General features: G+C 58.6%; 21 protein-coding genes and 1 pseudogene. 15 read left to right on the top strand and 7 right to left on the bottom strand.

The window, feature by feature from the left end; all coding sequences use genetic code 11:
• Positions 1 to 542: 542 nt before the first annotated feature.
• The 8 genes from FH08_RS0116485 to FH08_RS0116450 all read left to right on the top strand — a co-directional run bounded on the left by FH08_RS0116485 (position 543) and on the right by FH08_RS0116450 (position 9,441).
• Entirely contained in the window at positions 543 to 2,138 is a 1,596-nt protein-coding gene (locus tag FH08_RS0116485) for an ABC transporter substrate-binding protein (RefSeq protein ID WP_035566357.1), read from the top strand.
• Positions 2,135 to 3,172 (top strand): ABC transporter permease, encoded by a 1,038-nt coding sequence (locus tag FH08_RS0116480; protein WP_031359375.1) that lies wholly within the window; start codon positions 2,135 to 2,137, stop codon positions 3,170 to 3,172. Before FH08_RS0116485 ends, FH08_RS0116480 begins: the two co-directional genes overlap by 4 nt.
• Positions 3,173 to 3,185: 13 nt before the next feature.
• Positions 3,186 to 4,109, top strand: a complete 924-nt coding sequence (locus FH08_RS0116475; RefSeq protein WP_031359374.1) for an ABC transporter permease — start codon at positions 3,186 to 3,188, stop codon at positions 4,107 to 4,109.
• 3 nt (positions 4,110 to 4,112) lie between these two features.
• Positions 4,113 to 4,940, top strand: a complete 828-nt coding sequence (locus FH08_RS0116470) for an ABC transporter ATP-binding protein (protein ID WP_031359373.1) — start codon at positions 4,113 to 4,115, stop codon at positions 4,938 to 4,940.
• Positions 4,937 to 5,692, top strand: a complete 756-nt coding sequence (locus tag FH08_RS0116465) for an ABC transporter ATP-binding protein (protein ID WP_031359372.1) — start codon at positions 4,937 to 4,939, stop codon at positions 5,690 to 5,692. Before FH08_RS0116470 ends, FH08_RS0116465 begins: the two co-directional genes overlap by 4 nt.
• 73 nt (positions 5,693 to 5,765) lie before the next feature.
• A complete protein-coding gene (locus tag FH08_RS0116460; protein WP_031359371.1) occupies positions 5,766 to 6,770 on the top strand; it encodes a dipeptidase in 1,005 nt (334 codons plus the stop codon).
• Between the two features lie 239 nt (positions 6,771 to 7,009).
• The gene (locus tag FH08_RS0116455) at positions 7,010 to 8,170 is read left to right on the top strand and encodes a porin (protein WP_031359370.1); all 1,161 of its coding nucleotides are present in this window, start codon (positions 7,010 to 7,012) and stop codon (positions 8,168 to 8,170) included.
• Between the two features lie 317 nt (positions 8,171 to 8,487).
• The gene (locus FH08_RS0116450; protein WP_235210380.1) at positions 8,488 to 9,441 is read left to right on the top strand and encodes a LysR family transcriptional regulator; all 954 of its coding nucleotides are present in this window, start codon (positions 8,488 to 8,490) and stop codon (positions 9,439 to 9,441) included.
• Positions 9,442 to 9,468: 27 nt separating this feature from the next.
• Here the strand turns inward: FH08_RS0116450 and FH08_RS54385 are convergent, their stop codons facing one another.
• A complete protein-coding gene (locus tag FH08_RS54385; RefSeq protein WP_419178011.1) occupies positions 9,469 to 9,663 on the bottom strand; it encodes a helix-turn-helix domain-containing protein in 195 nt (64 codons plus the stop codon).
• A 9-nt stretch (positions 9,664 to 9,672) separates the two neighbouring features.
• Positions 9,673 to 9,963, bottom strand: a complete 291-nt coding sequence (locus FH08_RS51900; RefSeq protein ID WP_419178009.1) for a helix-turn-helix domain-containing protein — start codon at positions 9,961 to 9,963, stop codon at positions 9,673 to 9,675.
• A gap of 230 nt (positions 9,964 to 10,193) precedes the next feature.
• Between FH08_RS51900 and FH08_RS0116440 the strand changes: the two genes are divergently transcribed.
• Entirely contained in the window at positions 10,194 to 10,436 is a 243-nt protein-coding gene (locus FH08_RS0116440; protein WP_031359367.1) for a type II toxin-antitoxin system CcdA family antitoxin, read from the top strand.
• A gap of 40 nt (positions 10,437 to 10,476) precedes the next feature.
• Positions 10,477 to 10,734, top strand: a pseudogene (locus FH08_RS54380) (CcdB family protein); the annotation flags it as partial.
• A gap of 201 nt (positions 10,735 to 10,935) precedes the next feature.
• Here the strand turns inward: FH08_RS54380 and ampC are convergent.
• Both ampC and FH08_RS0116425 read right to left on the bottom strand, forming a co-directional pair.
• Entirely contained in the window at positions 10,936 to 12,081 is a 1,146-nt protein-coding gene (gene ampC, locus FH08_RS0116430) for a class C beta-lactamase (RefSeq protein ID WP_235210381.1), read from the bottom strand.
• Positions 12,082 to 12,160: 79 nt separating this feature from the next.
• Positions 12,161 to 12,643, bottom strand: a complete 483-nt coding sequence (locus tag FH08_RS0116425) for a cupin domain-containing protein (protein ID WP_235210379.1) — start codon at positions 12,641 to 12,643, stop codon at positions 12,161 to 12,163.
• A gap of 117 nt (positions 12,644 to 12,760) precedes the next feature.
• Between FH08_RS0116425 and FH08_RS0116420 the strand changes: the two genes are divergently transcribed.
• Positions 12,761 to 13,699 (top strand): LysR family transcriptional regulator, encoded by a 939-nt coding sequence (locus tag FH08_RS0116420; RefSeq protein ID WP_051888309.1) that lies wholly within the window; start codon positions 12,761 to 12,763, stop codon positions 13,697 to 13,699.
• A gap of 87 nt (positions 13,700 to 13,786) precedes the next feature.
• On the top strand, positions 13,787 to 15,106 hold the full coding sequence (deoA, locus tag FH08_RS0116415) for a thymidine phosphorylase (protein WP_031359362.1): 1,320 nt from the start codon (positions 13,787 to 13,789) through the stop codon (positions 15,104 to 15,106).
• A gap of 44 nt (positions 15,107 to 15,150) precedes the next feature.
• Here deoA and FH08_RS0116410 read toward each other — a convergent pair whose 3' ends face one another.
• Positions 15,151 to 15,807 carry a TetR/AcrR family transcriptional regulator gene (locus FH08_RS0116410; protein ID WP_031359361.1) on the bottom strand — a complete coding sequence of 219 codons (657 nt, stop codon included), beginning with the start codon at positions 15,805 to 15,807 and terminating at the stop codon, positions 15,151 to 15,153.
• A 247-nt stretch (positions 15,808 to 16,054) separates the two neighbouring features.
• On the opposite strand from FH08_RS0116410, the gene FH08_RS48440 reads away from it, so the two are divergent.
• Positions 16,055 to 16,453, top strand: coding sequence for a DUF3331 domain-containing protein (locus tag FH08_RS48440; protein ID WP_035566355.1), 399 nt, complete (start codon positions 16,055 to 16,057; stop codon positions 16,451 to 16,453).
• Positions 16,454 to 16,492: 39 nt separating this feature from the next.
• Here FH08_RS48440 and FH08_RS0116400 read toward each other — a convergent pair whose 3' ends face one another.
• Together FH08_RS0116400 and FH08_RS0116390 are read right to left on the bottom strand one after the other, a co-directional pair.
• Positions 16,493 to 18,136, bottom strand: coding sequence for a tannase/feruloyl esterase family alpha/beta hydrolase (locus FH08_RS0116400; RefSeq protein ID WP_031359359.1), 1,644 nt, complete (start codon positions 18,134 to 18,136; stop codon positions 16,493 to 16,495).
• Positions 18,137 to 18,407: 271 nt separating this feature from the next.
• A complete protein-coding gene (locus FH08_RS0116390; RefSeq protein WP_031359357.1) occupies positions 18,408 to 19,268 on the bottom strand; it encodes a LysR family transcriptional regulator in 861 nt (286 codons plus the stop codon).
• Between the two features lie 124 nt (positions 19,269 to 19,392).
• Here FH08_RS0116390 and FH08_RS0116385 point away from each other — a divergent pair, with 124 nt between their 5' ends.
• Both FH08_RS0116385 and FH08_RS0116380 read left to right on the top strand, forming a co-directional pair.
• On the top strand, positions 19,393 to 20,781 hold the full coding sequence (locus FH08_RS0116385; RefSeq protein WP_031359356.1) for a DHA2 family efflux MFS transporter permease subunit: 1,389 nt from the start codon (positions 19,393 to 19,395) through the stop codon (positions 20,779 to 20,781).
• 86 nt (positions 20,782 to 20,867) lie between these two features.
• The gene (locus FH08_RS0116380; RefSeq protein WP_031359355.1) at positions 20,868 to 21,872 is read left to right on the top strand and encodes an aldo/keto reductase; all 1,005 of its coding nucleotides are present in this window, start codon (positions 20,868 to 20,870) and stop codon (positions 21,870 to 21,872) included.

Genomic DNA, 21,872 nt, shown 5'->3' with positions numbered 1-21,872 from the left:
CCTGAACGGGCTGCCGTAGTCGGGACCACGTTGTGTGCGATGCTGGAAGGCGCGTTGCATGCAACGCGCTCGCTGCAGGCTTAGTAATCGGTAGACTCGTACGCGGCATGAATTGCACGCTCGAGGACCGCCTTTGACGGACCGTGTCGGCGCTCCGGCATCGCGTGTCAGGTGTGCATCGAAGCGAGTAACCCCGTTGCTCTGCCTCGCTTGTTATCGTCACCACGCGTTCTGCGTGGTGCTTTCACTGTATTGAACACTTTGCTCACCCGGACCACGGGTGAAGTTACGAACGCACCGTTCGGTATAAACGATCAGAACCAGAAATTTATCCGGCTTCCGAACGACGACTCCGGGTGGACTGCCTCGGCAATCTCTTCAATACGGCCGGATCGCCTCAGCGTAAGCGTAGATGACAGTCAATGTAAGTAGAGGCGAATCTATTCACGACGGATTTGTGACGCACTACGCTCATCTTATTCGGATCACGTAACAACTTATACGTCCGCATCGAAAGACGTATCCAGGAAAAGGAGATATCAATGGTCACACGTCGTGGCTTCCTCAAATCGACTGCAGCACTTGCATCAGCCTCCTATCTGTACCCGCTCACCGTAGAAGCGACGCCGCGTAATATCGCCGTGCTCGGCGACTCTATCGATGGGATCGTCAATGGCTTCGATCCGGCTGAAGCCTACGACGAGAGCGTGGTAGTTCTGTCGAATCTCTATCGCACACTGATGACATTCGATCCGTTCAAGCCTGACGGACTCACAGGCGATCTGGCGGAGCGGGTGGATATCTCCGCCAGCGGACTCGAGTATCGCTTCACGCTGCGCGCAGATGCCAAATTTGACAGCGGTGCGCCCGTGACAGCGCAGGATGTCGTGTACAGCCTGCAGCGGGCGGTGAAGATGAACAAATCGCCGAGCTTCATGTTGACTCAGATCGGTCTCACCGCCGCATCGGTGGACGGTGCGTTGCATGCTTCCTCTGGCAACGTCGTGACAATCACACTACCTCAAGCACTCGCTAGCGGGCTTGTGCTTGCTACGTTCTCGACAACCGTGTCCGGCATCGTCGAACAAAAGACGGTTATGCAACATGACGTGAACGGAGACATGGGCAGTCTATGGCTGCGCAAGCATTCCGCCGGATCGGGGTCGTATCGCCTCGTCGATTGGCAGGCTGGTTCGCAGATCGTCCTCGAGGCCAATGCGAATGCAGCGGTGCAGCCGAAAGTACCGCGGCTTGTGATCCGTCATATGGCGGAACCGTCGGCCGAATTGCTGCAACTGCAGAAAGGTGATCTTGATGTCGCGCGCACGCTGGGTTCAGACGAGTTGCATACGGTGTCGTCGGATAAGTCGATCGGCGTGACCGGCACCGACGCGCTCACATTGATCTTTGTGCAGATGAATATGGGTGTACCGATGTTTCAGAAACGCGAGGTGCTGCAGGCGATGAAGTGGGCGATCGACTACGACGCGATCGCGCAGCACGTCACGCCGGGTCTGTGGATGCAATGGCAGTCGGTCCTGCCGAAGGGGACGCCCGGTGCTCTTGTCGAGAAGCCATTTCACAGGGATGTCGCCAAGGCGAAGTCATTGCTTGCAGCAGCCGGTTATCCCAACGGCTTCACGGTGAAGTTCGACCATCCCAACACCTGGCCATACCCGGATATCGCGCAAGCGCTGCAGGCCCAGTTCGCGCAAGTCGGGATTCGCCTGCAACTGCTCGCCGGAGACTACGCGCAGGTACTCGCCAAGCGTCGTGCACGAAAGCATGAGATGCAGATCGGCCGTTTTTTTGCGGACCACGTCGACGCGAGTTCATTTGTCTCGTACTTCGCACCCAACGTGGACGACAGCGATAGCGCGAAGGTTCACAACGGCGCGTGGAACAACCATTTCGTCAACGCAAAGCTTACTGCTGCGTCGCAGGCAGCAGACCGTGAGCTCGATCCCGCCAGGCGTCTTGCGATGTACGCGCAGATCCAGCGCGACTTCTGGGAAACCGCTCCGCTCATTTTCATGCTGCAAAAGCGGAATGTGGCGGCCACTCGCGCGGGTGTGAGCGGTCTGTCGCTTGGACCCATTGATGCCTATACGCATTACGCGGGAATTCAAAAATCATGAGTACGCTTAGGACAGGACCGTTGGCCTCGCGCGTCCATACGTCGGTGTCAGCGCTTTTGGCCATTGTTGCCACGTTCTTCGGGCTCGTGCTCGTAACGTTTGTGATCGGCCGTGCAATGCCGCTCGACCCCGTTCTGGCCATTGTCGGTGATCGTGCAACTCCGGATGTGGTCGAGCGGGTACGACAGGAGATGGGGTTCGACAAGCCGTTGCTCGAACAGTTCTGGATCTATCTGCAGCACGTCGCGCACGGCAATTTTGGCACCTCGGTGATGACGGGGCAATCGGTGATCGCCGACATCCGCCAGTTTTTTCCCGCGACGCTGGAGCTTGCTACGGTCGCGATCCTGGTTGCTGTACTGATCGGAGTGCCGATCGGTGTTCTCTCCGCTGCGCGTGCCGGATCGCGTGTCGACGGTTTGATCCGCCTGATCAGCCTGAGCGGGCAGTCGATTCCTGTGTTCGTACTGGCGCTGCTTTGCCTGCTGGTGTTCTACGTGAAACTGGGCGTTGCGCCGGGTGTCGGGCAGCAGGACGTCGCCTATGACGGGATGGTGCCCTTCGTCACCGGCGCGCTGGTGATCGACGCGGCGCTCGGCGGGCAGTGGGACGTGTTTCGCGACGCGCTCGCGCATCTTGCGATGCCGGCGCTGATGCTCGCGTTCGTGAGCATGTCGATGATCGTCCGGATGACCCGTACCTTCATGCTGGATGCGCTGGCTGGAGAATTCATCGTGACGGCGCGCGCCAAAGGACTCTCGCCGATGCGGATTGTCTGGCGGCACGCGTTCGGGAATATATCCGGACGATTGGTTGTCGTAATCGCACTCGCTTACGCAGGCCTGCTCGAGGGCTCGGTGTTGACCGAGACGGTATTCAACTGGCCGGGACTCGGTCAGTACCTGACGCGTTCTCTACTGAATGCAGATATGAATGCGGTACTGGGCGCGACGCTGGTGATCGGCGCCGTGTATGTCGCGTCGAACTTTGTCGCCGACGTGGCTTACCGGCTGCTCGATCCGCGCGTGAAGTGAAGGAGGACTGGAAATGGATACGCTATTGAGTGGTAACAGAATGAGACATTGGCGCAGTTGGGTACTGTCGGACACGCCGCAATCGAGGCGTCAGGCTGCGATCGGGATGCTGTACCGCGGCTGGTTGCAATTCAGCCGGAACTGGCTTGCGATGACCGGTCTGATCGTATTGCTCGCGCTGTTTGCGCTCGCGATCTTCGCGCCGCAACTGGCCACGCATGATCCAGATGCACAAGACCTCGCACAGCGGCTTGCCCCGCCGTCGGCCGCTCACTGGTTCGGCACAGACCAGCTCGGCCGCGATCTGTATAGCCGACTCCTGTTCGGCGCGCGCATCACACTGGGCATGGCTGCGCTGATTGTAGCGATCGTCGCACCCGTCGGCCTTCTAATGGGAAGCGTGGCGGGTTATGCGGGCGGCTGGACTGACCGCATCCTGATGCGTATCACCGACGTCTTTCTGGCGTTTCCCAAACTCGTGCTGGCACTCGCATTCGTGGCGGCGTTGAAGCCGGGTCTCACGAGCGTCGTGCTCGCGATTGCGCTGACCGCATGGCCCCCGTATGCGCGCCTTGCCCGCGCGGAAACGCTGGTGATTCGCGAAGCGGACTTCGTTTCTGCGATACGCCTGACAGGCGCGTCGGCCACGCGCATCGTGCTACGCCACATCATGCCGCTGTGCATCTCCTCGGTGATCGTGCGCGTCGCGTTGGATGTCAGCGGCATCGTACTGACGGCGGCCGGTCTGGGCTTTCTCGGCATGGGTGCACAGGCGCCGTCGCCGGAATGGGGGACGATGATCGCGAGCACGCGCGGCTTCATCCTGCAGCAGTGGTGGGTGCCCGCGATTCCGGGCATTGCGATCTTCGTTGCATCTTTTGCATTCAATCTGCTCGGCGACGGTCTGCGCGACGTCTTCGACCCAAAGTCGGAGTGAGCGATGGAAATCAACGTTAGCAATCTCAAGATCAGGTTCGCTTCGCCGGCCGGCGAGGTCGAGGTGGTAAAGGGTGTGTCGTTCCGTCTGGGAGAGGAGAAGCTCGGCATCGTCGGCGAGTCGGGATCCGGAAAGTCGCTCACCGCGCGTTCGATACTCAAACTGTTGCCGACCCAGGCGAGGGTGTCCGCAGACACGCTCACGTTCGACGGAATTGATATTCAGCGCGCGGACGACGCTCAGATGCGACAGATTCGCGGCAAGCGCGCGGGTCTCATCATGCAAGACCCGAAATACTCGCTCAATCCTGTTATGAGCGTTGGCGCGCAGATCGCCGAAACATGGCGCGCACATCGAGGCGGTGGTCGCAAGGAATCGTTGGAGGCCACCTTCAATCTGCTTGATCAGGTCAAGATCCGCGATCCGCGCCGCGTTGCCTCGGCGTATCCGATGGAATTGTCCGGGGGCATGGGGCAGCGCGTCATGATCGCAATGATGCTCGCGCCCGACCCGGAAATGCTCATCGCGGACGAACCCACCAGTGCGCTCGACGTCTCCGTCCAGGCGGACATCCTGCGGTTGCTCGAAGGCTTGGTCGCGGAGCGTGGCATGGCGTTGCTGCTTATCAGCCACGACCTGCCGCTGGTTTCGCGTTTCTGCGACCGGGTGCTGGTGATGTACGCGGGACGAGTTGTCGAGGAACTGAAGGCAAGTGAGCTGACCCACGCGCGTCATCCGTACACGCGCGGCCTGCTCGAATGCATGCCGTCGCTTGCGCGCCCGCAGGCGCGTCTGAAGACCCTGGAAAGGAGCGCCGCATGGAGCGAATGATCGAAGTCGAAAGCCTTAACGTGCGCTTCAGCGGCTTCCAGGCCGTCAAGCGCGTGTCGTTCTCGGTTGAGCAGGGCCAGGCATTCGGTCTTGTCGGCGAAAGCGGCTCAGGCAAGTCGACCGTGCTGCGCGCGCTCGCCGGGCTCAACGGCGCCTGGGATGGCTCGGTGCGGATCAACGGGCGTGCCGAGGGTGTGAAGCGCAGCAAGGCCTTCTATCGCGATGTACAAATGGTGTTCCAGGATCCCTACGGTTCCTTGCATCCGCGGCAGACCGTCGATCGCGCGCTCTGCGAGCCACTAGCGATTCATGGCATCAGGGACGCGGACAGCAGGATCGGACGCGCGATGAGTGAAGTCGCATTACCGATGTCCGTGCGTTATCGATATCCCCATCAGCTTTCCGGCGGACAGCGCCAGCGTGTTGCGATCGCACGCGCGTTGATCGCGGGCCCGAAGATCTTGCTACTCGACGAACCCACCAGCGCACTCGACGTCTCTATACAGGCCGAAGTGTTGAATCTGCTGAAGGATCTGCGCATGTCGCTCGGACTCACCTACATCATGGTCGGCCACAACCTGGCCGCAGTCGCACATCTATGCGAGCAGATCGCGGTCATGAAGAGCGGCGAGATTGTCGAGTGCCTGTCGGCAAAAGACCTTCGCGAGCGGCGCATCGAGTCGGACTATACGCGCCGTCTTCGCGAACTGAGCGACGACATCGAAGATCCGTTCGCTATCGGCGCACATTGAATTCAGGACGCGGTTGTCCGTGAACGGGATAGTCGTGTCGTAGCTCTGCGAAACCGGAAATAAAAATCTAATCATGGAAATTGAATCAAGCATCCGCCAGATCGTCAATCAGGCGACGGTCTGGGAAAACCACGCGTGTATGCCGCTTCGTGCGGACGACAGCTTTCTTCCGCAACTCGAACGATATCGGCAGTCGGGTTACACCATCGTGTCGCTCAACGTCGGCATGGATCTTAATTCGATTCAGGAAGTTTTCAGCACACTTGCGCACTTCCGGAACTGGGTGAAGCGTCACCCTGATCGTTTTTTGCTCATCAACGATGTCGAGGAAGTGAAGCTCGCCAAAGCCGAAGGGCGCCTCGGGATCGTCTTCGATCTGGAAGGTGCCGCGTTGCTGGGCGGCCAGTTGAGCATGGTCCAGATGTACTACGAGCTCGGCGTACGCTGGATGTTGATCGCCTACAACCGCAACAACGACGTCGGCGGTGGGTGTCTCGACGACGATCCGGGTTTGACGGATTTCGGACGTGATGTGCTCGACGAGATGAAACACGTCGGCATGGTGCCGTGCTGTTCGCACACAGGTTGGCGCACTGCGCGAGAGGTCATCGATCACTTCGAAGGTCCCGTCATTTTTTCGCACTCGAATGCTTACGCGGTGTACGGGCAGCCGCGCAATATCCCTGACGACCTGATCGTCGCATGCGCACAGACGGGTGGCGTAGTGGGCTTGAACGGTCTCGGCCGTTTCATCGGGAAGGACGAACACGGCAATCTCGATAATCGCAATGAAGCACTGTTTCGGCACCTCGAACATATGATCCACCTCGTAGGCCCGGATCACGTAGGCATCGGATTCGACTATGTGTTCGATGTCGACGAGCTGGTGGCTCATTACAAGGCACGTCCTGACCTGTTTCCACCGGCACGTGGCTACCCAGCGCCCACACCGATGGTCGAGCCAGAACGTCTTCCGTCGATCGTGAAGATGATGCTTGACAATGGCTACCCGGTCGATGCCATCGGGAAAATTCTTGGCGGCAACCATCTTCGCGTTGCCCAGGCGGCATGGAAATAGGTCGGAGTTCAACTTGAACAGCCCTGGCGGATCGATGGGCCGCGACGGAGTCGGTGCACTTTCGAACAGGTCGTCGATCCGGTTGGGCTAGTAACGGCGCGTCGCTTATCCCGATGTATCCAGAGGCGAGGTGTGGGTGTTGGAGAGATCGATGAACGACATATAAGTTAGGTTAGCTAATAAAAAATGTTTTTTACAACGATGGCGGATCGATAGACCGCATGCACAAGGAGAATGGAATGAAAACGAAGCTCATGTCGACGGCGGCCATACTGATGGCGATCGATTCGATTTCGGTGGTACATGCGCAGAATTCGGTGACGCTGTATGGCTTGATCGACGCCGGGATCAGTTACACGAATAATGTTGCAAATTCCACGGGGAAAAATAGCAGCCAGATTGCGTTCACTCACAGCACACTTGACGCTGACAGATGGGGCATGCGCGTTAAGGAGGACCTGGGTGGGAACCTGTCTGCGATCGCCGTTCTGGAGGGGGGATTCAATATAGGTAACGGAACACTCAGTCAGGGCGGGCGAGAGTTCGGCCGGCAGGCGTATGTCGGGCTAAGCGGGAAAGACTGGGGAACGCTCACGGTGGGTCGTCAGTATGATCCCCTCAAGGATCTGCTCCAACCACTGACAGCAGACAACATCTGGGGCACTGTCAACGTCACGCCAGGCGACCTTGACAACTATGACGACTCACTTCGAGTGAGCAACGCGATCAAATACGTGAGTCCTGACTGGAATAACCTGAAGTTGGACGCCATGTACGCACTCGGCGGCGTAGCGGGCGATTTCACCGCCGGCCAGACCGCAGCGGTGGCTCTAAGCTATAAGTTCGCCGGCCTGGCCGTTGCGGGCGGTTACTATCTCGCCAAATACAATCCGAATAATGCTGCCGTCGGCACATCGGACCTAAGCGACAACTCGCTCGCGAACAGTGGATATGCCACGGCTGCACGTTCGCTTCAGATTGCTCGGGCTGTCGCCAGCTATGACATCAACAGCTTCACCATTGGCGCCGGTTACAGCAATACGCGTTACAAGCCGGCGTCCACATCCGGTACAGCATTCACCGAGACGGAGGCATTTAATTCGCTATCGGCATTTGCCAATTACAAGTTCACCCCGGCGCTTACCGTTGGGCTGAACTATAGCTATACGAAGTCTAACGGAGCGCAATCCGCACACTACAACCAGATCGGTGCCGGAGTGGAGTACGACCTCTCGAAGCGAACCGCGCTCTATGCGCTTGCGGGCTATCAGCGTTCCGCGGGCCAGACGTTGAATGGCAATATGGCGGTTCCTGCAACGGCATCGATAGGCGATTCCGGCTATCAGTCCGCGAGCATGTCACAGATCCAGACGTACATCGGTGTGGCACACCATTTCTGACACTCGTATCCCTTCTTGTACAGAGAGGGCTGGCTGCGTGTGGCGGTGTCTGCATGCAGGTGAAAGTGCAGCACTACCGCCGTTCGCTATTGAACGATGTACCGTTACTGCGCGGTTAGCCATCTTGTTTAACAGAGCGGACAAAGGACATCCGGGACAAACCAGGCGATAGATCGTCAGACGAAAATCACCTGGTATGCCGGCCTGATTGATGAAGGGAACGCGACTATAATCGCTTGAACATCACGAGCCTCTACCCGCCAGTCATGGACCTCTCAGACAGTTCGCCCAAACGCTACCCGGAATGGGAGCCTCTGATGACGTGGGTCGCCGTTTTCGAAACAGGTTCAGTTTCCGCAGCGTCTCTTCGGCTTGGTTTGTCACATGCTGCTGTATCACAGCGCATCAAGCTGCTGGAAGAAATCTTCGGTACGCTCCTGCTCGACCGCGCAAGTCGTCCTGCGCGTCCGACTGCTGCCGGCGAAAGATTATATGACCATGCCACGTCAATGCTGCGCAGCGCGGATCATATGATGGAGGGGGTGCGACGCATTTCACGCTCAAAGCGGCAAATCGTGCGCCTTGGATGCACAGACTCCGTGGCCGCGGCGGGCGGTCCGACCATCATCCGGGCTTTGTCGTCGACCGCTCATCAGGTACGCCTGTGGTCGGGGTCCACGGAGCAGCTTGAGAGGGAACTGGAACAACGTCAACTCGACATTGCTATCACTGCCGCAGAAGGCTTGTTTACCGAAGGGATCAGGCGGGTAGAACTTTTCTCAGAGCCCTACGTGGCTGCGTTGCCGGCGTCAGGAAATTGGGACAGCTTAGGAACGCTGACCGAACTGGCGAGGTGTTTGCCACTAATCCGCTATTCCGCCCGTAGCCGGATCGGCAAATCCATTGAAGCGTATCTCAACGGGAACGGAGACACGGCAGAACGAACGTGCGAATTCGATACGACGGAACCGCTGCTTGGCATGGTAAGCACGGGGATGGGGTTTGCCATCACCACGCCCCTTTGCATCTGGCAGGTGCGTCATCACATTCCAAATCTTAAAATCGTCCCGCTTACGGCTTTTCGTCGTATGGGCGTGGGATACACCGCGCTGTCACGGACGTTTTATCTGTCGTATCGGGAGAGCGAATTCGAGCCTCTCATCAATGAATTGCATAGTCTTATCAAACAGACATTCAGCCGCCAGGTGAATCGGGATGTCGTTACCGCCCTGTCGTTTGGAAAGGAAGATGCCATCTCAGTGGCCTCCTAGAAGGCTGAAGAAAAAGTTCGGGTACAGCTATCCTCGCCGGTATCGGCCCGGCGTCGTGCCCAATACGCGATGGAAAGAAGCGGTCATGTGGGCTTGGCTGGAAAGACCGCATGCGATAGCAATCTCCGCGAACGTCTCGTGATCCTCTCGAAGCATTCGTTGAGCGCGTTGGATTCTTTGCGCAAGAATATATTGGTGCGGAGTTTGTCCGACATCATCAATGTCTGTAATTCAATCGGCAAGGACTTCTCGGTAGTCTTGGACATGGCGGATGATGGCCAAGGCATGGTCGGCCAGTCCTGCAGGCAGTTGATGATTACTAGGCTGCTCGCGCTTGCGTGAAATCAAACCCGTGGCACCTTCGATCCGATACCGGCTCGTCAGCCGTTCCACCTGACGCCGGCTGATACCGAGTCGCTCAGCGGCACGCCAAGGCATCAGCAGTCCATCTGCGACCGCTTGGATTGCCTTCAGTCGATCAAGCTCATGCATGCTCATGGTGATCATCCCATTGCGATCCATGATCGACTCCCATCCACGACGGAGCTTCAGGATGGACCTGACGAGCCTCAAGTGCGACATTTCTACTTGGCTCAAGTACGACATTACTACTTTGCCCTTAGAGTTTAAAAGTTGATAATTTATGTTATGTCAAGTTACGACTTGAACCGTTCGCCGGCAGGAAGGTCCCTCATCGGCGATCATCGCGCATGTGGACTATATTGCACATGTTTTCAAACATGGAGATGCGCATGGGAAAAACGCTCGAAGTCCGCACGCGTAAGTCCACGAACGTCACGTTGCCGCTTGAAGTCATGGATCGAGCCAAGGAGATCGGAATTAACCTTTCGCGCGCGAGTGAGCGTGGTGTGCGTGAAGAAATTCAGGAGACTGAAGCTCGCCGTTGGGCCGACGACAATTCTGAGTTAGTCGCAGCATACACTTCGATGGTCGAACGCGATGGGCTGCCGCTTGCGAAGTACAGGACATTTTAATGGCGCGTTTTGATTTCTACGATAATCCCGACGATGGGATATGCGGCGCCTTGCACCGTACCTGCTCGACGTACAGAGCACGCATGTCGGAATCTTGCCGACGCGCATCGTGATTCCTCTGCGACCTATCCCGGATCTCGGGTTCCCACGCAAACCGTCCGATTTGCTGCCAGTGTTCGAGATCGATGGCAGAAATCATTTCCTCGACACGCCTGCCATGAGTGCTGTTCCCTTGAACGCGCTCGGCAGGCACATCGACTCGCTTGCGGGTCGCCGCGATGTCATCTTGGCCGCGCTCGACCGGATTTTCGCGCCTACTGAAGGCAACATGGGATCGGTCGGTCTCGCAGGCGGAAACTGCCCAAGTGGGGACATCAGCGGGTCTTTTTGCACTTCGCGTTGCGCGCTAGAGTTGATCTCCAACATTCAGAACCAGCCGCATCTTCAAGTTAGCCATCCACTGGTGAAAATCTATCCAATCGAGCCCCGCCAGAAACAATCAGTTCTGCGCATCGAGCCGCCCACCAACCCGCGTCAATATCTGATACGCAGCAGTCACCCGCTGAGCGATCGGATAATTCTTATTAGCAAGCATGACGATACCCAATTTCTGAGCCGGAACAAACGCGACGTAAGTCGCAAACCCGTTGGTTGATCCCGTTTTGTTGATAAACGCATTCGCTTGCGGCTGCAGCGGAGGGTTCAACGCGATCACCTTCGTCGCCTGATAAGCCATCGCGTCCGAATTACCCGCCAGTAGTGTTTTCAGCGCCACGGGATACGAATATTGCTCCCATATAAGGTCTTGCGTTATTTCACCCGCCCTGAAATATCCGGTGTGAGTCTCATTGATCGCGCGCTGCAACTCGCTGTCAATTTTAATCATTCCCATGTTGGCTGCGACAAACCGGATCATGTCCGGTGCGCTTGCTTTAATTCCGTAGGCTTCCGAAGACAAAACCCGCGCGCTCAACCTGATCGGAGCGCCCTGCTTCGTGTAGCCTTGCGCGTAGTCCTTCATCTGATCCGATGGCACATTAATATAGCTGTGCGTGATTCCGAGCATAGGGAATAATTTCTTTTCAATCGCATCATCGAAAGGCTCATTCATGCTCCGGGCGGCAATCATGCCGAGCATGCCAATACTGGGGTTCGAGTAGACCCTGTATGTGCCGGCAGCATAAGACGGTTGCCACTGCCGGAAATAATCCGTTAGTTGATCGTCGTTGTGAATAAAATCAGGCACTTGCAACGGCAGGCCGCCGGCGGTGTGTGTACCCAGATTTAGCAGACTAACGTTGTCAAAGCTGCTGCCGCGCAGCGATGGCAAATACTTGCTGGCGCTATCGGACAACGCAAGCTTGCCCTCGACCTGAGCGTAAGAAGCTAACGTCGCGGTAAATGTTTTGCTGGCTGACCCAATCTCAAAAAGAGTTTGATCTGTAATGGGTTGCTGCGTTTTGAGCGATGCCACACCGTAGTTATAAAAGTAGCTCTTTCCGTCGACGATGACCGCGACCGCCATGCCTGGAATTCGATATTCCTGCATTAGCGGACGTATGACGCTGTCCATCACGCGGGAAATCTCTGCCTGCTTGTCATTGCTTTCGCCATATGTGCTGGAAGCGATCAAGCCGGAAAACATCAAAGTGGAAAACAAAAGGCTCTTAAAAATACCGCAACGCATGCATTCTCCTTGGGCTAATAGCATGAATAAATACCGATTACTGCGGAACACTCACGTTAAACGGTTTCCCGGGCGTGGAAACCCAGGTTGCGATGACTGTCGCGCCTGCGAGCCCGGCCTTGGTGACATGAATTGCGTTAGCCGGGATCTGGAAGCTCCCTCCCTCGCGGATGACTTTCACCGGCCGACCCTCTACCTGCAAGATTATCTCTCCCCTCATGACGTAGCAGACCTCGGGTCCGGTCGCCAAGTGGCGGGGTTTTTCGGCGTTGGGCGGGAACTCGGACACTCCCATGCCCATTTCGCGATTCGTCCCGCTCACATTGACTCTTTCCAGTACCTGCGTCTCCTTTGCCGTGGGTACCGCAACGGCGGCCATGGAAGATTGCATCACAATCAAGGCGCCGAGAATCGTGGGGACAGAAAGGCGTGATTTCACAATTGTTCCTTCAGCTAAAAAAATCGAACCCACAACGCAGTGTGTCAACTGCAGCCAATCCAGGAATTGGTGAATTGCCATCCTGTGGCCCGCGCAAATTCACAATCGAAAACGTCCAGCGCGGAGCAGAATATCGTCCCTTTGCGAGTCGTCTACAAGCGAGCATAATTTCTGTTTGGGTAAAGAAAAACTTATGTCATGGCTTCCATCCGTCCTCGTCTCCCGTTGAATGCCCTGCGCGCCTTCGAATCATCGGCGCGACACCTCAGCTTTACGCGCGCGGCACTCGAGCTCAACGTGACCCAGGCCGCCGTCAGCCAGCAGGTCCGGATGCTCGAAGAACGACTGGGAACCACCCTCTTCAAACGGTTGCCGCGCGGACTTGGCATGACCGATGAAAGCCGCGCGCTGCTTCCCGTATTGACCGATGCATTCGGTCGTATCGAGGGCGTGCTCAAGCAATTCGAGGGCGGCCATTTTCACGAAGTGCTGACGATCGGCGTTGTCGGGACCTTCGCCGTTGGCTGGTTGCTGCCACGGCTCAAATCGTTTCGGGAGACACACCCCTTTGTGGAGCTGCGGCTGCTTACCCATAACAATCTGGTCGATCTGGCAGCGGAGGGACTGGATTTTGCAATTCGCTTTGGCGAAGGAGCCTGGCCTGCGACACACAATGTCATGTTGCTCGACGCGCCACTGAGTGTGCTTTGCGCACCGGACATTGCCAGAAGGCTTGCCACACCGCGTGATCTTGCGAAGGAAACACTGCTTCGTTCGTATCGTACCGACGAATGGACCGGCTGGTTTAGCGCCGCTGGACTCGATCCGTGGCCGGTAAATGGTCCGGTTTTTGACTCGTCACGCTTGATGGTGGAAGCCGCCGTTCAAGGCGCGGGAATCGCCCTGGCTCCGCCTGTGATGTTTGCCCGGGAACTGCAAGCAGAACTGCTCTTCCGCCCGTTCGATACGGAAGTCAGAACCGGCAGCTACTGGCTGACGTGGTTGAAATCGCGTCACATGTCGCCCGCCACGGAATTGTTCCGTCACTGGATTCTCGCGGAAGCGGCCGATCCAACGGCAATGACCGATCCAACTAGAATTGCTCCACCTGAGACCGCCAAAAAATCCGCTTCCTAAAGCAATGCAAGGTACTCAAGACAACGCACCCCATACCGGGCGATATGAACAACCACCCGGACACGAGCCTTCCCCGAGGAACCATCGATGTTCTTGCCACAAGAAATCGTTCGAAAAAAACGCGACGGACAAGCGCTCTCGAAGGAGGACATCGCCGGTTTCGTGCGTGGCATCGCCGAGGGCAGCGTGACTGAGGGACAAGTCGCTGCCTTCGCGATGGCCGTGTATTTCAACGACATGAGCATCGACGAACGCGTGGCGTTCACGCTCGCGCAGCGCGACTCGGGCCAGGTGCTGCAATGGCGTTCGTTCGACCTGCCGGGTCCGGTTCTCGACAAGCATTCGACGGGTGGCGTCGGCGACCTGACATCGCTGCTGCTCGGTCCTATGGTCGCAGCCTGCGGTGGATTCGTGCCGATGATCTCCGGCCGCGGCCTCGGCCACACCGGCGGCACACTCGACAAGCTCGCCTCGATCCCCGGCTACAACATCGCGCCCGACACCGGCACATTCCAGCGTATCGTGCGTGACACCGGCGTCGCGATCATCGGTCAAACGGCGCAACTGGCGCCTGCAGACCAGCGCATCTACGCCATCCGCGACACCACCGCGACGGTGGAATCGGTCGCGATGATCACTGCATCGATCCTCTCGAAGAAGCTCGCGGCGGGCCTCGATGGACTGACGATGGACATCAAGGTGGGTTCGGGCGCATTCATGCCGACCTACGAGAAGTCGATGGAACTGGCGAGAAGTATCGTCGACGTGGGTAACGGTGCCGGGTTGAAGACGACTGCCGTGCTGACCGACATGAACCAGCCGTTGGCGCGCTGCGCGGGTAACGCGCTCGAGATCCAGTGTGCCATCGACTACTTGACGGGGCGTGTCCGGCCGGCTCGGTTGCATGACGTCACCCTGGGGTTGGCGGCACAGATGCTCGTGCTCGGCGGTCTCGCCCATAACCTCGCTCAAGCTCAGGGAAAGCTAAATGCGGTCCTCGACTCGGGCGCGGCTGCCGAACGTTTCGCGCGTATGGTGAGCGCACTGGGTGGTCCCGGCGATCTGCTGGACGCGCCAGAGCGTCATCTGGGACGTGCACCGGTCGTCTTGCCAGTTGCCGCGCCGTGTGCGGGTTTTGTTGCGCGCATCGATTGCCGGGCGATCGGTCTGGCGGTCGTCGGCTTGGGCGGCGGCCGGCGCCGCCCCGAGGACAAGATCGACTATCAGGTTGGTTTGACGGAGTTCATCGAACTTGGTCAGCATGTTGATTCAGGCCACCCCCTCGCCGTTGTGCACGCCCGCGACATGGAGGCCGCACAAAGCGCGGCGAGTGAGATTCAAGCCGCGTATTCGTTCACGGCGAGCAGCGTGCCGGTGCCGCCGAGCGTGTATTGCCTCGTAGATTGAGATCCGTGACGAGGCATCACGGGAGCGCAATTGTCCGCACGCCTTTAAAGCATGCTGAGCGCGGTGGCGAGTACGGCCTTCTTGAACTTCACCGGATCTTTCGGAAGCGGAGAAAATACTGACAGCACGTGGCTGTACGACACCGTCTTGCTCACACCATTATTTAGCATGGCGAATAATACCTCGGGGTCGTTGGGCGCGAGTTCACCTGAATCGATTGCATCGGCGAGAAGCGGGACAAACACGTCGTGATAAGGGCGCATAAGACGTTCCATCAATACGTCCAGGCGCTCACCCTGCTCGGTTGCCGTGGTCGAGAAAAACATCCCGACATCCGGGTCGCTGAACACCTTGTCGATAAAAATGGCGAGCGCCCGCTCTACTCGCTGACGCTTTGTCAAATCGGCGGTACGCAGCTTTCCCGTTGCATCGATCATGGGTGCGGCATGCTGCGCTATCTGTTCGACAACCGCGATCCATAACGCCTCTTTCGAACCAAAGTGATGCGAAATGAGCGCAGGATCCACTCCCGAATCACGCGCGATTTCACGCACGCTGGTCGACTCGAATCCGCGTTTGGCGAACGCCCGCCGCGCGCTTTTGAGCAGCGCGTCGGAGCCGGCTATCGCGCTGCAGGCGGGCCGTCCGCGCGAGCGTTTCTCCTTGGCGGCTTGCGCCGGGCGTGCGGTTGAAACTGTCATGATCCGATCCGAATTCCAATGCTGTCTGTCGAGTCCAAAGTTTAACCGACCGATGCTAGCGAAGGCCTTGCTCTCGCACCGGTCCGCACGGCGTTTGACATCGACTGCGGGTATGCCCTACTATCTCATTTATTCATCACTCGTTGAATATTATTTCGCAGCGGACGCTTCGCGCAGTTGAGTCGCGCCACGCTTACCGACACCGGGAACGCCGGCTGCCCGGAATTTCTTGTAAAGGAAAGGTGAGATGCTCGAGAAACCTACCAGTGCATGGTCCCGAACCGTCGCGTTACTCGATAACGCACGCGCCCAGCAAGCCGCCGACGAAGCAACGCGAATCGCGCGGCGGCGTCCGGCAAAAACCATCTGGACCGATCACGCAGCCTTGATGGTCAGCGTGATCGAACTCCCCACTCCACGTACTGCAACGGTCTCATGGTGCGACCCTCTCTCGGGCTATTACGGACATCAGACGTGGCGTGTAGCACTGGCCAAACAAGGCGGCGAGTGCGTGCTGAGCGGCAAGTCCATCAAGCGGGGTGACTTCATTTATCGGCCGGCGACCTGCGAGCCGCCGCCTGGCAACGCAGGCGCGATGATCATCGCATCCGAGCTGGTGCCGCATAGCGCGCTCAGCCACTCGTAGGCAGCATATAAGTCGGCGCACAGCAAAGACCAGCACCGCTCAAGGATTCTCGCATCGAAAACTCGACGCGTTGTTCACGTTGCCCTTGCCCAAATACTTGGGGTAGCCGGGATACCGGCACAGCGGCCGGGTCCGGCCATTGGTCGCGCTCGCTATGTCCGTCCCGACCAGCGTCTCCGGCGCGATGTTCATAGTGACCCACCGGTCGAGCGCACCCAGTTCATCCCACGCAGGAATGAACACGCCGTTGCCGTGCTGGAATCCCGGCACCATGTAAAGCCGCATGAACGAGTCGACAATACTCTGCCCGTACTTCTCAACCAGCGCGTGATAAAACGCGATGGTCTGATTCGGGCTGATGACTTCATCGGCGAGACCGTGCATGGTGATCAGCTTGCCGCCATGTGCAATGAACTCAGACATGTCCGGATTCATCGCACCGACGGTCGACGATATATCGAACAGGCGTGATTTGTAGATTCCCGGGTGGTCGACATCGAAGCCAAGCGTGTTGAAACGCAGGTCATGCGTGACGAAGAATTTCATGAAGCTGTCGCCTTGCGTGAACAGATAACCGGTGACATCGAAGCGCAAGGGCTGCGTGAGCACGGGTGAGTTTCCGAGTCCCAGGCCGCTGGAAAAATCCACGCCCTGGAACACGTTGTAGCCGTAGTACTTCTTGACCCCATAGGCGAGTTCATACGGCAACGTAAAACCATCGCGCAGAACTTCCAGCGTCGCAAGCTGCGCCTCCGACAAGCAACTGTCCCGTAACGTTGGCCGTTGCCCGTTCGCGCATCGCAGTTGCGCGATGATCTGCGGTTCGTGTTCGCGACACGCTTCCACGTTCGAGACAATGCCGTCGACCACGCCATCCAGTCCGTCACATTCATGCAGCACGGTCTCGACCACGCGTTTTTGCTGGGCCGGCCCGACGAAACCGCCTGGCGTCCCATACGCCGCCTGCCCTACTTTCACGCCCATCAGCCGCACGCCCGAAAAGTTGATGGCTGGTGCGTTGGCGATCACGCCGTCGTAATCGTCGGGATATCGCTCGATCACCGTGAATGCTTCGCGTCCGCCGGTCGAGCCGCCGGCGAAGTAGGTTTTTTCGGGCTTGCGCCCATAGCCCATGATGATCAGCGCGAGCGCCACGTCATGGGTCTTCTTGAGATGACCGTAGCCGAAGTTGATTACCGCTTCGTCGTTCATCGCGAAATCGGCGCGGCCGGAGTTGCCTACGTGGCCTGAATCGGAGCCGAAAGTCGCGTAGCCGTTAGCCAGCGGCGAGCCGTAGGGCGCGAAAGCCGTAGGTTCGGTGCCGCTTACGATCACGCCGTTGTAGCCGCCCCCGCCCATCTGCAATGCACGCCCGTTCCAGCGCGCGGGCAAGTTGACCTCGAAGCGGATGTCGGGTGTGGTGTCCAGTTGCGCCTTGATGACGCCGACAAGCCGGCAATATTCCCCATTGCGGTTTTTCGGCGCGGCGGCGGCTACGACTGACGCGCTCAGGATGGTTGCGCCCTGAGTAGGCAAGCCGATCACCGATGCCGGCACCGACTGGCCTTCCAGTTCGGCGCAATGCTTGACGACGTACGATGCGGCGCCCGCTTGAGCGCTGCACGCGAACAAGGCGATGAACAGCAGCAGCGTACGCAGGAAAGGGGGGGTAGCTTGGGGCATCGCCTAATGGGTGAATTGCTGCGGTGCCTGACTGCAATCAATTGCGGCGCCAGGGCTGAAGCGGAAAACCGACAGCGTTTTTCGCCGCACAATATATAAGAAGCTTCTTATTGGCAGTACTCGGATTGTCCGAATTCGTTGCGTTTGCACAACCGGCTTGCACGGCCGCGGCTCTGCGCTGCGATTTGATCCGATGAATTAATCCGATGAATCGCCACACCCGCGCCAGCCCTTAGCGCACGCGTCATGCCAGGATCAAACCAACAGCCGCTCATTCGCCGGCCCATTCGCCGCGCAGATCGCTGTTTTGCAAAATCTCCAGCAACGTCTCTGCAGGGCGGCTCAAATGCTTCGCCCCCAACGCGATGAACTCGACCTTCGGCAATTCAGGCAGCGCCGCGCGATTCACCGGCGGCGAAAGTCCCCTGCCCGCGAGGAAATGAGACCGCACGGTAAGCCCCAGCCCACCGCGCGCAGCAGCTATGCAACCTGCATACGAACTACTCGTGCAGACCACCTGCCAGCGCGCGCCGACCGCGGCCAGCGAGTCGAGCACCACGGCGCGCGTCACGCTCGGCTCCGCAACGAGGATCAACGGCAGCGGCTGCTCGAGGTCCACCTCGGTGCCCGTCAGCCCCAGCCATTCAAGCTGCCCGGAAAACAGCGGAATGCCGCGTGGGTCCCCAATGCGCCGTTTCCCGATCATCAAATCGATCGATCCAGCGTCCAGGTGCTCGTAAAGCCGCCCCGTCATGCCGATGGTAATTTCCAGCTCGACATCCGGATGAGTCCTGCGAAATGCCGCGAGCACGCTGGGCAAAGGCCCGAGCGCAACGTCGTCGGAGGAACCCAGGCGCACGCGGCCCCTGAGGCGCGGCGAGCGGAACTGCAATTCGGCGTGGGTCATCGCGTCCAGGATCATGCGGGCGTGGACCAGCATGGCTTCGCCGTCGGCGGTGAGCGCGAGCGAATGGGTATCGCGGATGAGCAACCGGCGCCCGACGTGTTCCTCCAGCCGCCGGATGTGCTCACTCACGCTGGATTGCGTGAGCCGGAGCTGGCGGCCGGCGTCGGTGAAACTGTGCGACGCGGCCACCGTCGCGAACGTGTTCAGCCAGACTGGATTGAGCATGATCTATTGTGATCGAATTTATCGATGATAGTCAACGCGGCTAGTGGGGTTCCCGATTGCCAATTGGAGTCTTAAAATCGACACATCGTGCTAACCCAGTGCGACATTGTTCCTGCTGTAATCGATGACTTCAAAAAACTCCCACACGGCGCTTTTGTGGATCGTGGCAGTCGGCTTTTTCATGCAAGCCCTGGATACGACCATCGTCAACACGGCCCTGCCCTCCATTGCGCGCAGCCTGCATACGCAACCGCTCGCGATGCAGCCTATCGTGGTCGCCTACACGCTGACCATGGCACTGCTCACGCCCGCGTCCGGCTGGCTCGCCGACCGTTTCGGCACTCGCCGCGTGTACTTCGTCGCCATCCTGTTGTTCGTCATCGGCTCGCTGTGCTGCGCTCAAGCGCAATCGTTGCATCAGCTGATCGTGGCGCGCGTGATCCAGGGGATCGGCGGCTCCATGTTGCTGCCTATCGGCCGGCTGGCTGTCTTGCGCAGCGTGACGGGCGAAGCGTATGTCTCTGCGCTCGCAGTCATTTCGATTGCCGGCCAGGTCGGCCCAATTCTCGGACCGACGCTCGGCGGCTGGTTCGTCGAATCGTTTACATGGCACTGGATTTTCCTGATCAACGTACCTATTGGCGCAGTGGGTTTGTTCGCCGTGCATCGTTTTCTTCCCAACGATGCCACTGCCGAAGCCACACCCTTCGACTTCAAGGGCTGCGCGTTGCTGTCGCTCTGCATGGTCGCGTTTTCAATGGCGCTCGACAGCCCCGCGCAAACGCACAAGCTTTTGGTGTCGGGCGGGCTGTTCGTGCTCTCGGCTATCGCTGCGCTTGCTTACATCCCGTATGCCAAACGCCGGCGCAATCCGCTGTTCAAGCTGTCGTTGTTCAGCGAGCCGAACTTCAGCGTGGGTTTGATCGGCAACCTGCTGTGCCGGATCGGATCGAGCGCGGTGCCATTTCTCCTGCCGCTCCTGATGCAACTGCAGCTCGGTTATACGCCGCTGCACTCGGGCCTGATGATGTTGCCCGCCGCGTTCGCCGGCACCGTTGCAAAGGGCTGGATCTCGCCGCTGGTCAAGCGTTATGGCTACGACAACTTCCTGCTGTGGAACACCATTCTTGTCGGTGCGTCGATAGTCGGCTTCGCTTCATTCTCGGTGAGCACGCCGCTCGTGATCGAGATCGCGATCCTGGCCGTCTTCGGCGCGTGCAATTCCATGCAGTTCGCCGCGATGAACAGCGTGACGCTCAAGGGCCTGTCGATCAAGGACGCAGGCAGCGGCAACAGCCTCTTTTCGATGGTGCAGATGCTGGCCATTGGCCTCGGTGTGTCGATTGGCGGCGGCCTGGTGTCGGTGTTCTCGGCGAACCTCGGCTCGGCGGCGCTCGCGTTCCGGATCGCGTTTGTATGCGTGGGCCTCGTGACGCTGGCATCGGCCATTGTGTTCCGTTTCCTCGATGCCGAGCCTGCGCGTACGGCGCCGCAGGCCGCAGCAACGTCTTAAGTACGCAGCCACGCCAATGCAGGCTCACGCCTGAACGTTTAAGCTGGCTGGACCTTCAACACGCAACAAGCCCCAAGGAGTTCGCCATGCAGTATCGTCAATTCGGCCGTACCGGCCTGAACGTCTCGCGTTTGTGCCTCGGCACGATGACCTTCGGTTTGCAGACTGAAGAGGATGTGTCGCGCAGCATCATGGATCGGGCGGCTGAAGCCGGTGTCAATTTCATCGATACCGCCGACGTCTATCCACTCGGCAGCACCGAAGACCGGGCCGGACGCACGGAGGAGATCGTCGGTCGCTGGTTGAAGGACACACCTACACGCCGCAGTCAGTTCATCCTGGCGACGAAAGCAGTCGGCAAGATGGGGCCTGCAGCGTGGGATCAGGGTGCATCGTGCAAGCATTTGCTGGACGCTATCGATGCATCGCTCAAACGTCTCAATACCGATTACGTCGACCTGTACCAACTGCATTCCGACGATCTCAACACGCCGCTCGATGAAACCCTGGAAGCACTCGATACCATCGTGCGCCATGGCAAGGCGCGTTACGTGGGGGTATCGAATTTCCTGGCGTATCGGCTTGCCACTGCGCTGGGCCGCTCTGATTTCCTGCGCGTGGCGCGCTTCGTTTCCGTTCAGCCGCGTTACAACCTGCTATTCAGGCAGATCGAGCGCGAACTGTTGCCGCTCGCCACCGACGAGCATCTGGCCGTGATCCCGTATAACCCGCTCGCGGGCGGCTTGCTGACGGGCAAACATAAACACGATGCAGCGCCGTCGGAAGGCCGATTTACAGCGACCGTCGGCAAGGCCGGCGCGACGTATCAGCAGCGCTACTGGCATGAGCGCGAGTTTGAAACCATCGAAAAATTGAAGAAGATCGTGAGCGCAACCGGCGAGTCGTTGACGAAGACATCGGTCGCGTGGGTGTTGGCGAATCCGGTGATTACGTCGGCGATTATCGGGGCAAGCCGGCCCGACCAGCTCACCGATACACTCGCTGCAATCGATCTCACACTGAATGACGAGCTCAAGGCGCAGTTGGACGATGCCACGGTGGAATACCGTTGGGGTGATGCCGCGAGGTAA

This window comes from Caballeronia sordidicola (genome assembly GCF_000729995.1).
GTDB classification, from domain to species: Bacteria; Pseudomonadota; Gammaproteobacteria; order Burkholderiales; family Burkholderiaceae; genus Caballeronia; species Caballeronia sordidicola_A.
This window is presented reverse-complemented; position numbering and strand designations above follow the sequence as displayed.

Coding starts and splice junctions, on each gene's coding strand:
- FH08_RS0116485 (WP_035566357.1), top strand. CDS start 543: ATGGTCACACGTCGTGGCTTCCTCAAATCGACTGCAGCACTTGCATCA.
- FH08_RS0116480 (WP_031359375.1), top strand. CDS start 2,135: ATGAGTACGCTTAGGACAGGACCGTTGGCCTCGCGCGTCCATACGTCG.
- FH08_RS0116475 (WP_031359374.1), top strand. CDS start 3,186: ATGGATACGCTATTGAGTGGTAACAGAATGAGACATTGGCGCAGTTGG.
- FH08_RS0116470 (WP_031359373.1), top strand. CDS start 4,113: ATGGAAATCAACGTTAGCAATCTCAAGATCAGGTTCGCTTCGCCGGCC.
- FH08_RS0116465 (WP_031359372.1), top strand. CDS start 4,937: ATGATCGAAGTCGAAAGCCTTAACGTGCGCTTCAGCGGCTTCCAGGCC.
- FH08_RS0116460 (WP_031359371.1), top strand. CDS start 5,766: ATGGAAATTGAATCAAGCATCCGCCAGATCGTCAATCAGGCGACGGTC.
- FH08_RS0116455 (WP_031359370.1), top strand. CDS start 7,010: ATGAAAACGAAGCTCATGTCGACGGCGGCCATACTGATGGCGATCGAT.
- FH08_RS0116450 (WP_235210380.1), top strand. CDS start 8,488: ATGACGTGGGTCGCCGTTTTCGAAACAGGTTCAGTTTCCGCAGCGTCT.
- FH08_RS51900 (WP_419178009.1), bottom strand. CDS start 9,963: ATGGATCGCAATGGGATGATCACCATGAGCATGCATGAGCTTGATCGA.
- FH08_RS0116440 (WP_031359367.1), top strand. CDS start 10,194: ATGGGAAAAACGCTCGAAGTCCGCACGCGTAAGTCCACGAACGTCACG.
- ampC (WP_235210381.1), bottom strand. CDS start 12,081: ATGTTTTCCGGCTTGATCGCTTCCAGCACATATGGCGAAAGCAATGAC.
- FH08_RS0116425 (WP_235210379.1), bottom strand. CDS start 12,643: ATGGCAATTCACCAATTCCTGGATTGGCTGCAGTTGACACACTGCGTT.
- FH08_RS0116420 (WP_051888309.1), top strand. CDS start 12,761: ATGGCTTCCATCCGTCCTCGTCTCCCGTTGAATGCCCTGCGCGCCTTC.
- deoA (WP_031359362.1), top strand. CDS start 13,787: ATGTTCTTGCCACAAGAAATCGTTCGAAAAAAACGCGACGGACAAGCG.
- FH08_RS0116410 (WP_031359361.1), bottom strand. CDS start 15,807: ATGACAGTTTCAACCGCACGCCCGGCGCAAGCCGCCAAGGAGAAACGC.
- FH08_RS48440 (WP_035566355.1), top strand. CDS start 16,055: ATGCTCGAGAAACCTACCAGTGCATGGTCCCGAACCGTCGCGTTACTC.
- FH08_RS0116400 (WP_031359359.1), bottom strand. CDS start 18,136: ATGCCCCAAGCTACCCCCCCTTTCCTGCGTACGCTGCTGCTGTTCATC.
- FH08_RS0116390 (WP_031359357.1), bottom strand. CDS start 19,268: ATGCTCAATCCAGTCTGGCTGAACACGTTCGCGACGGTGGCCGCGTCG.
- FH08_RS0116385 (WP_031359356.1), top strand. CDS start 19,393: ATGACTTCAAAAAACTCCCACACGGCGCTTTTGTGGATCGTGGCAGTC.
- FH08_RS0116380 (WP_031359355.1), top strand. CDS start 20,868: ATGCAGTATCGTCAATTCGGCCGTACCGGCCTGAACGTCTCGCGTTTG.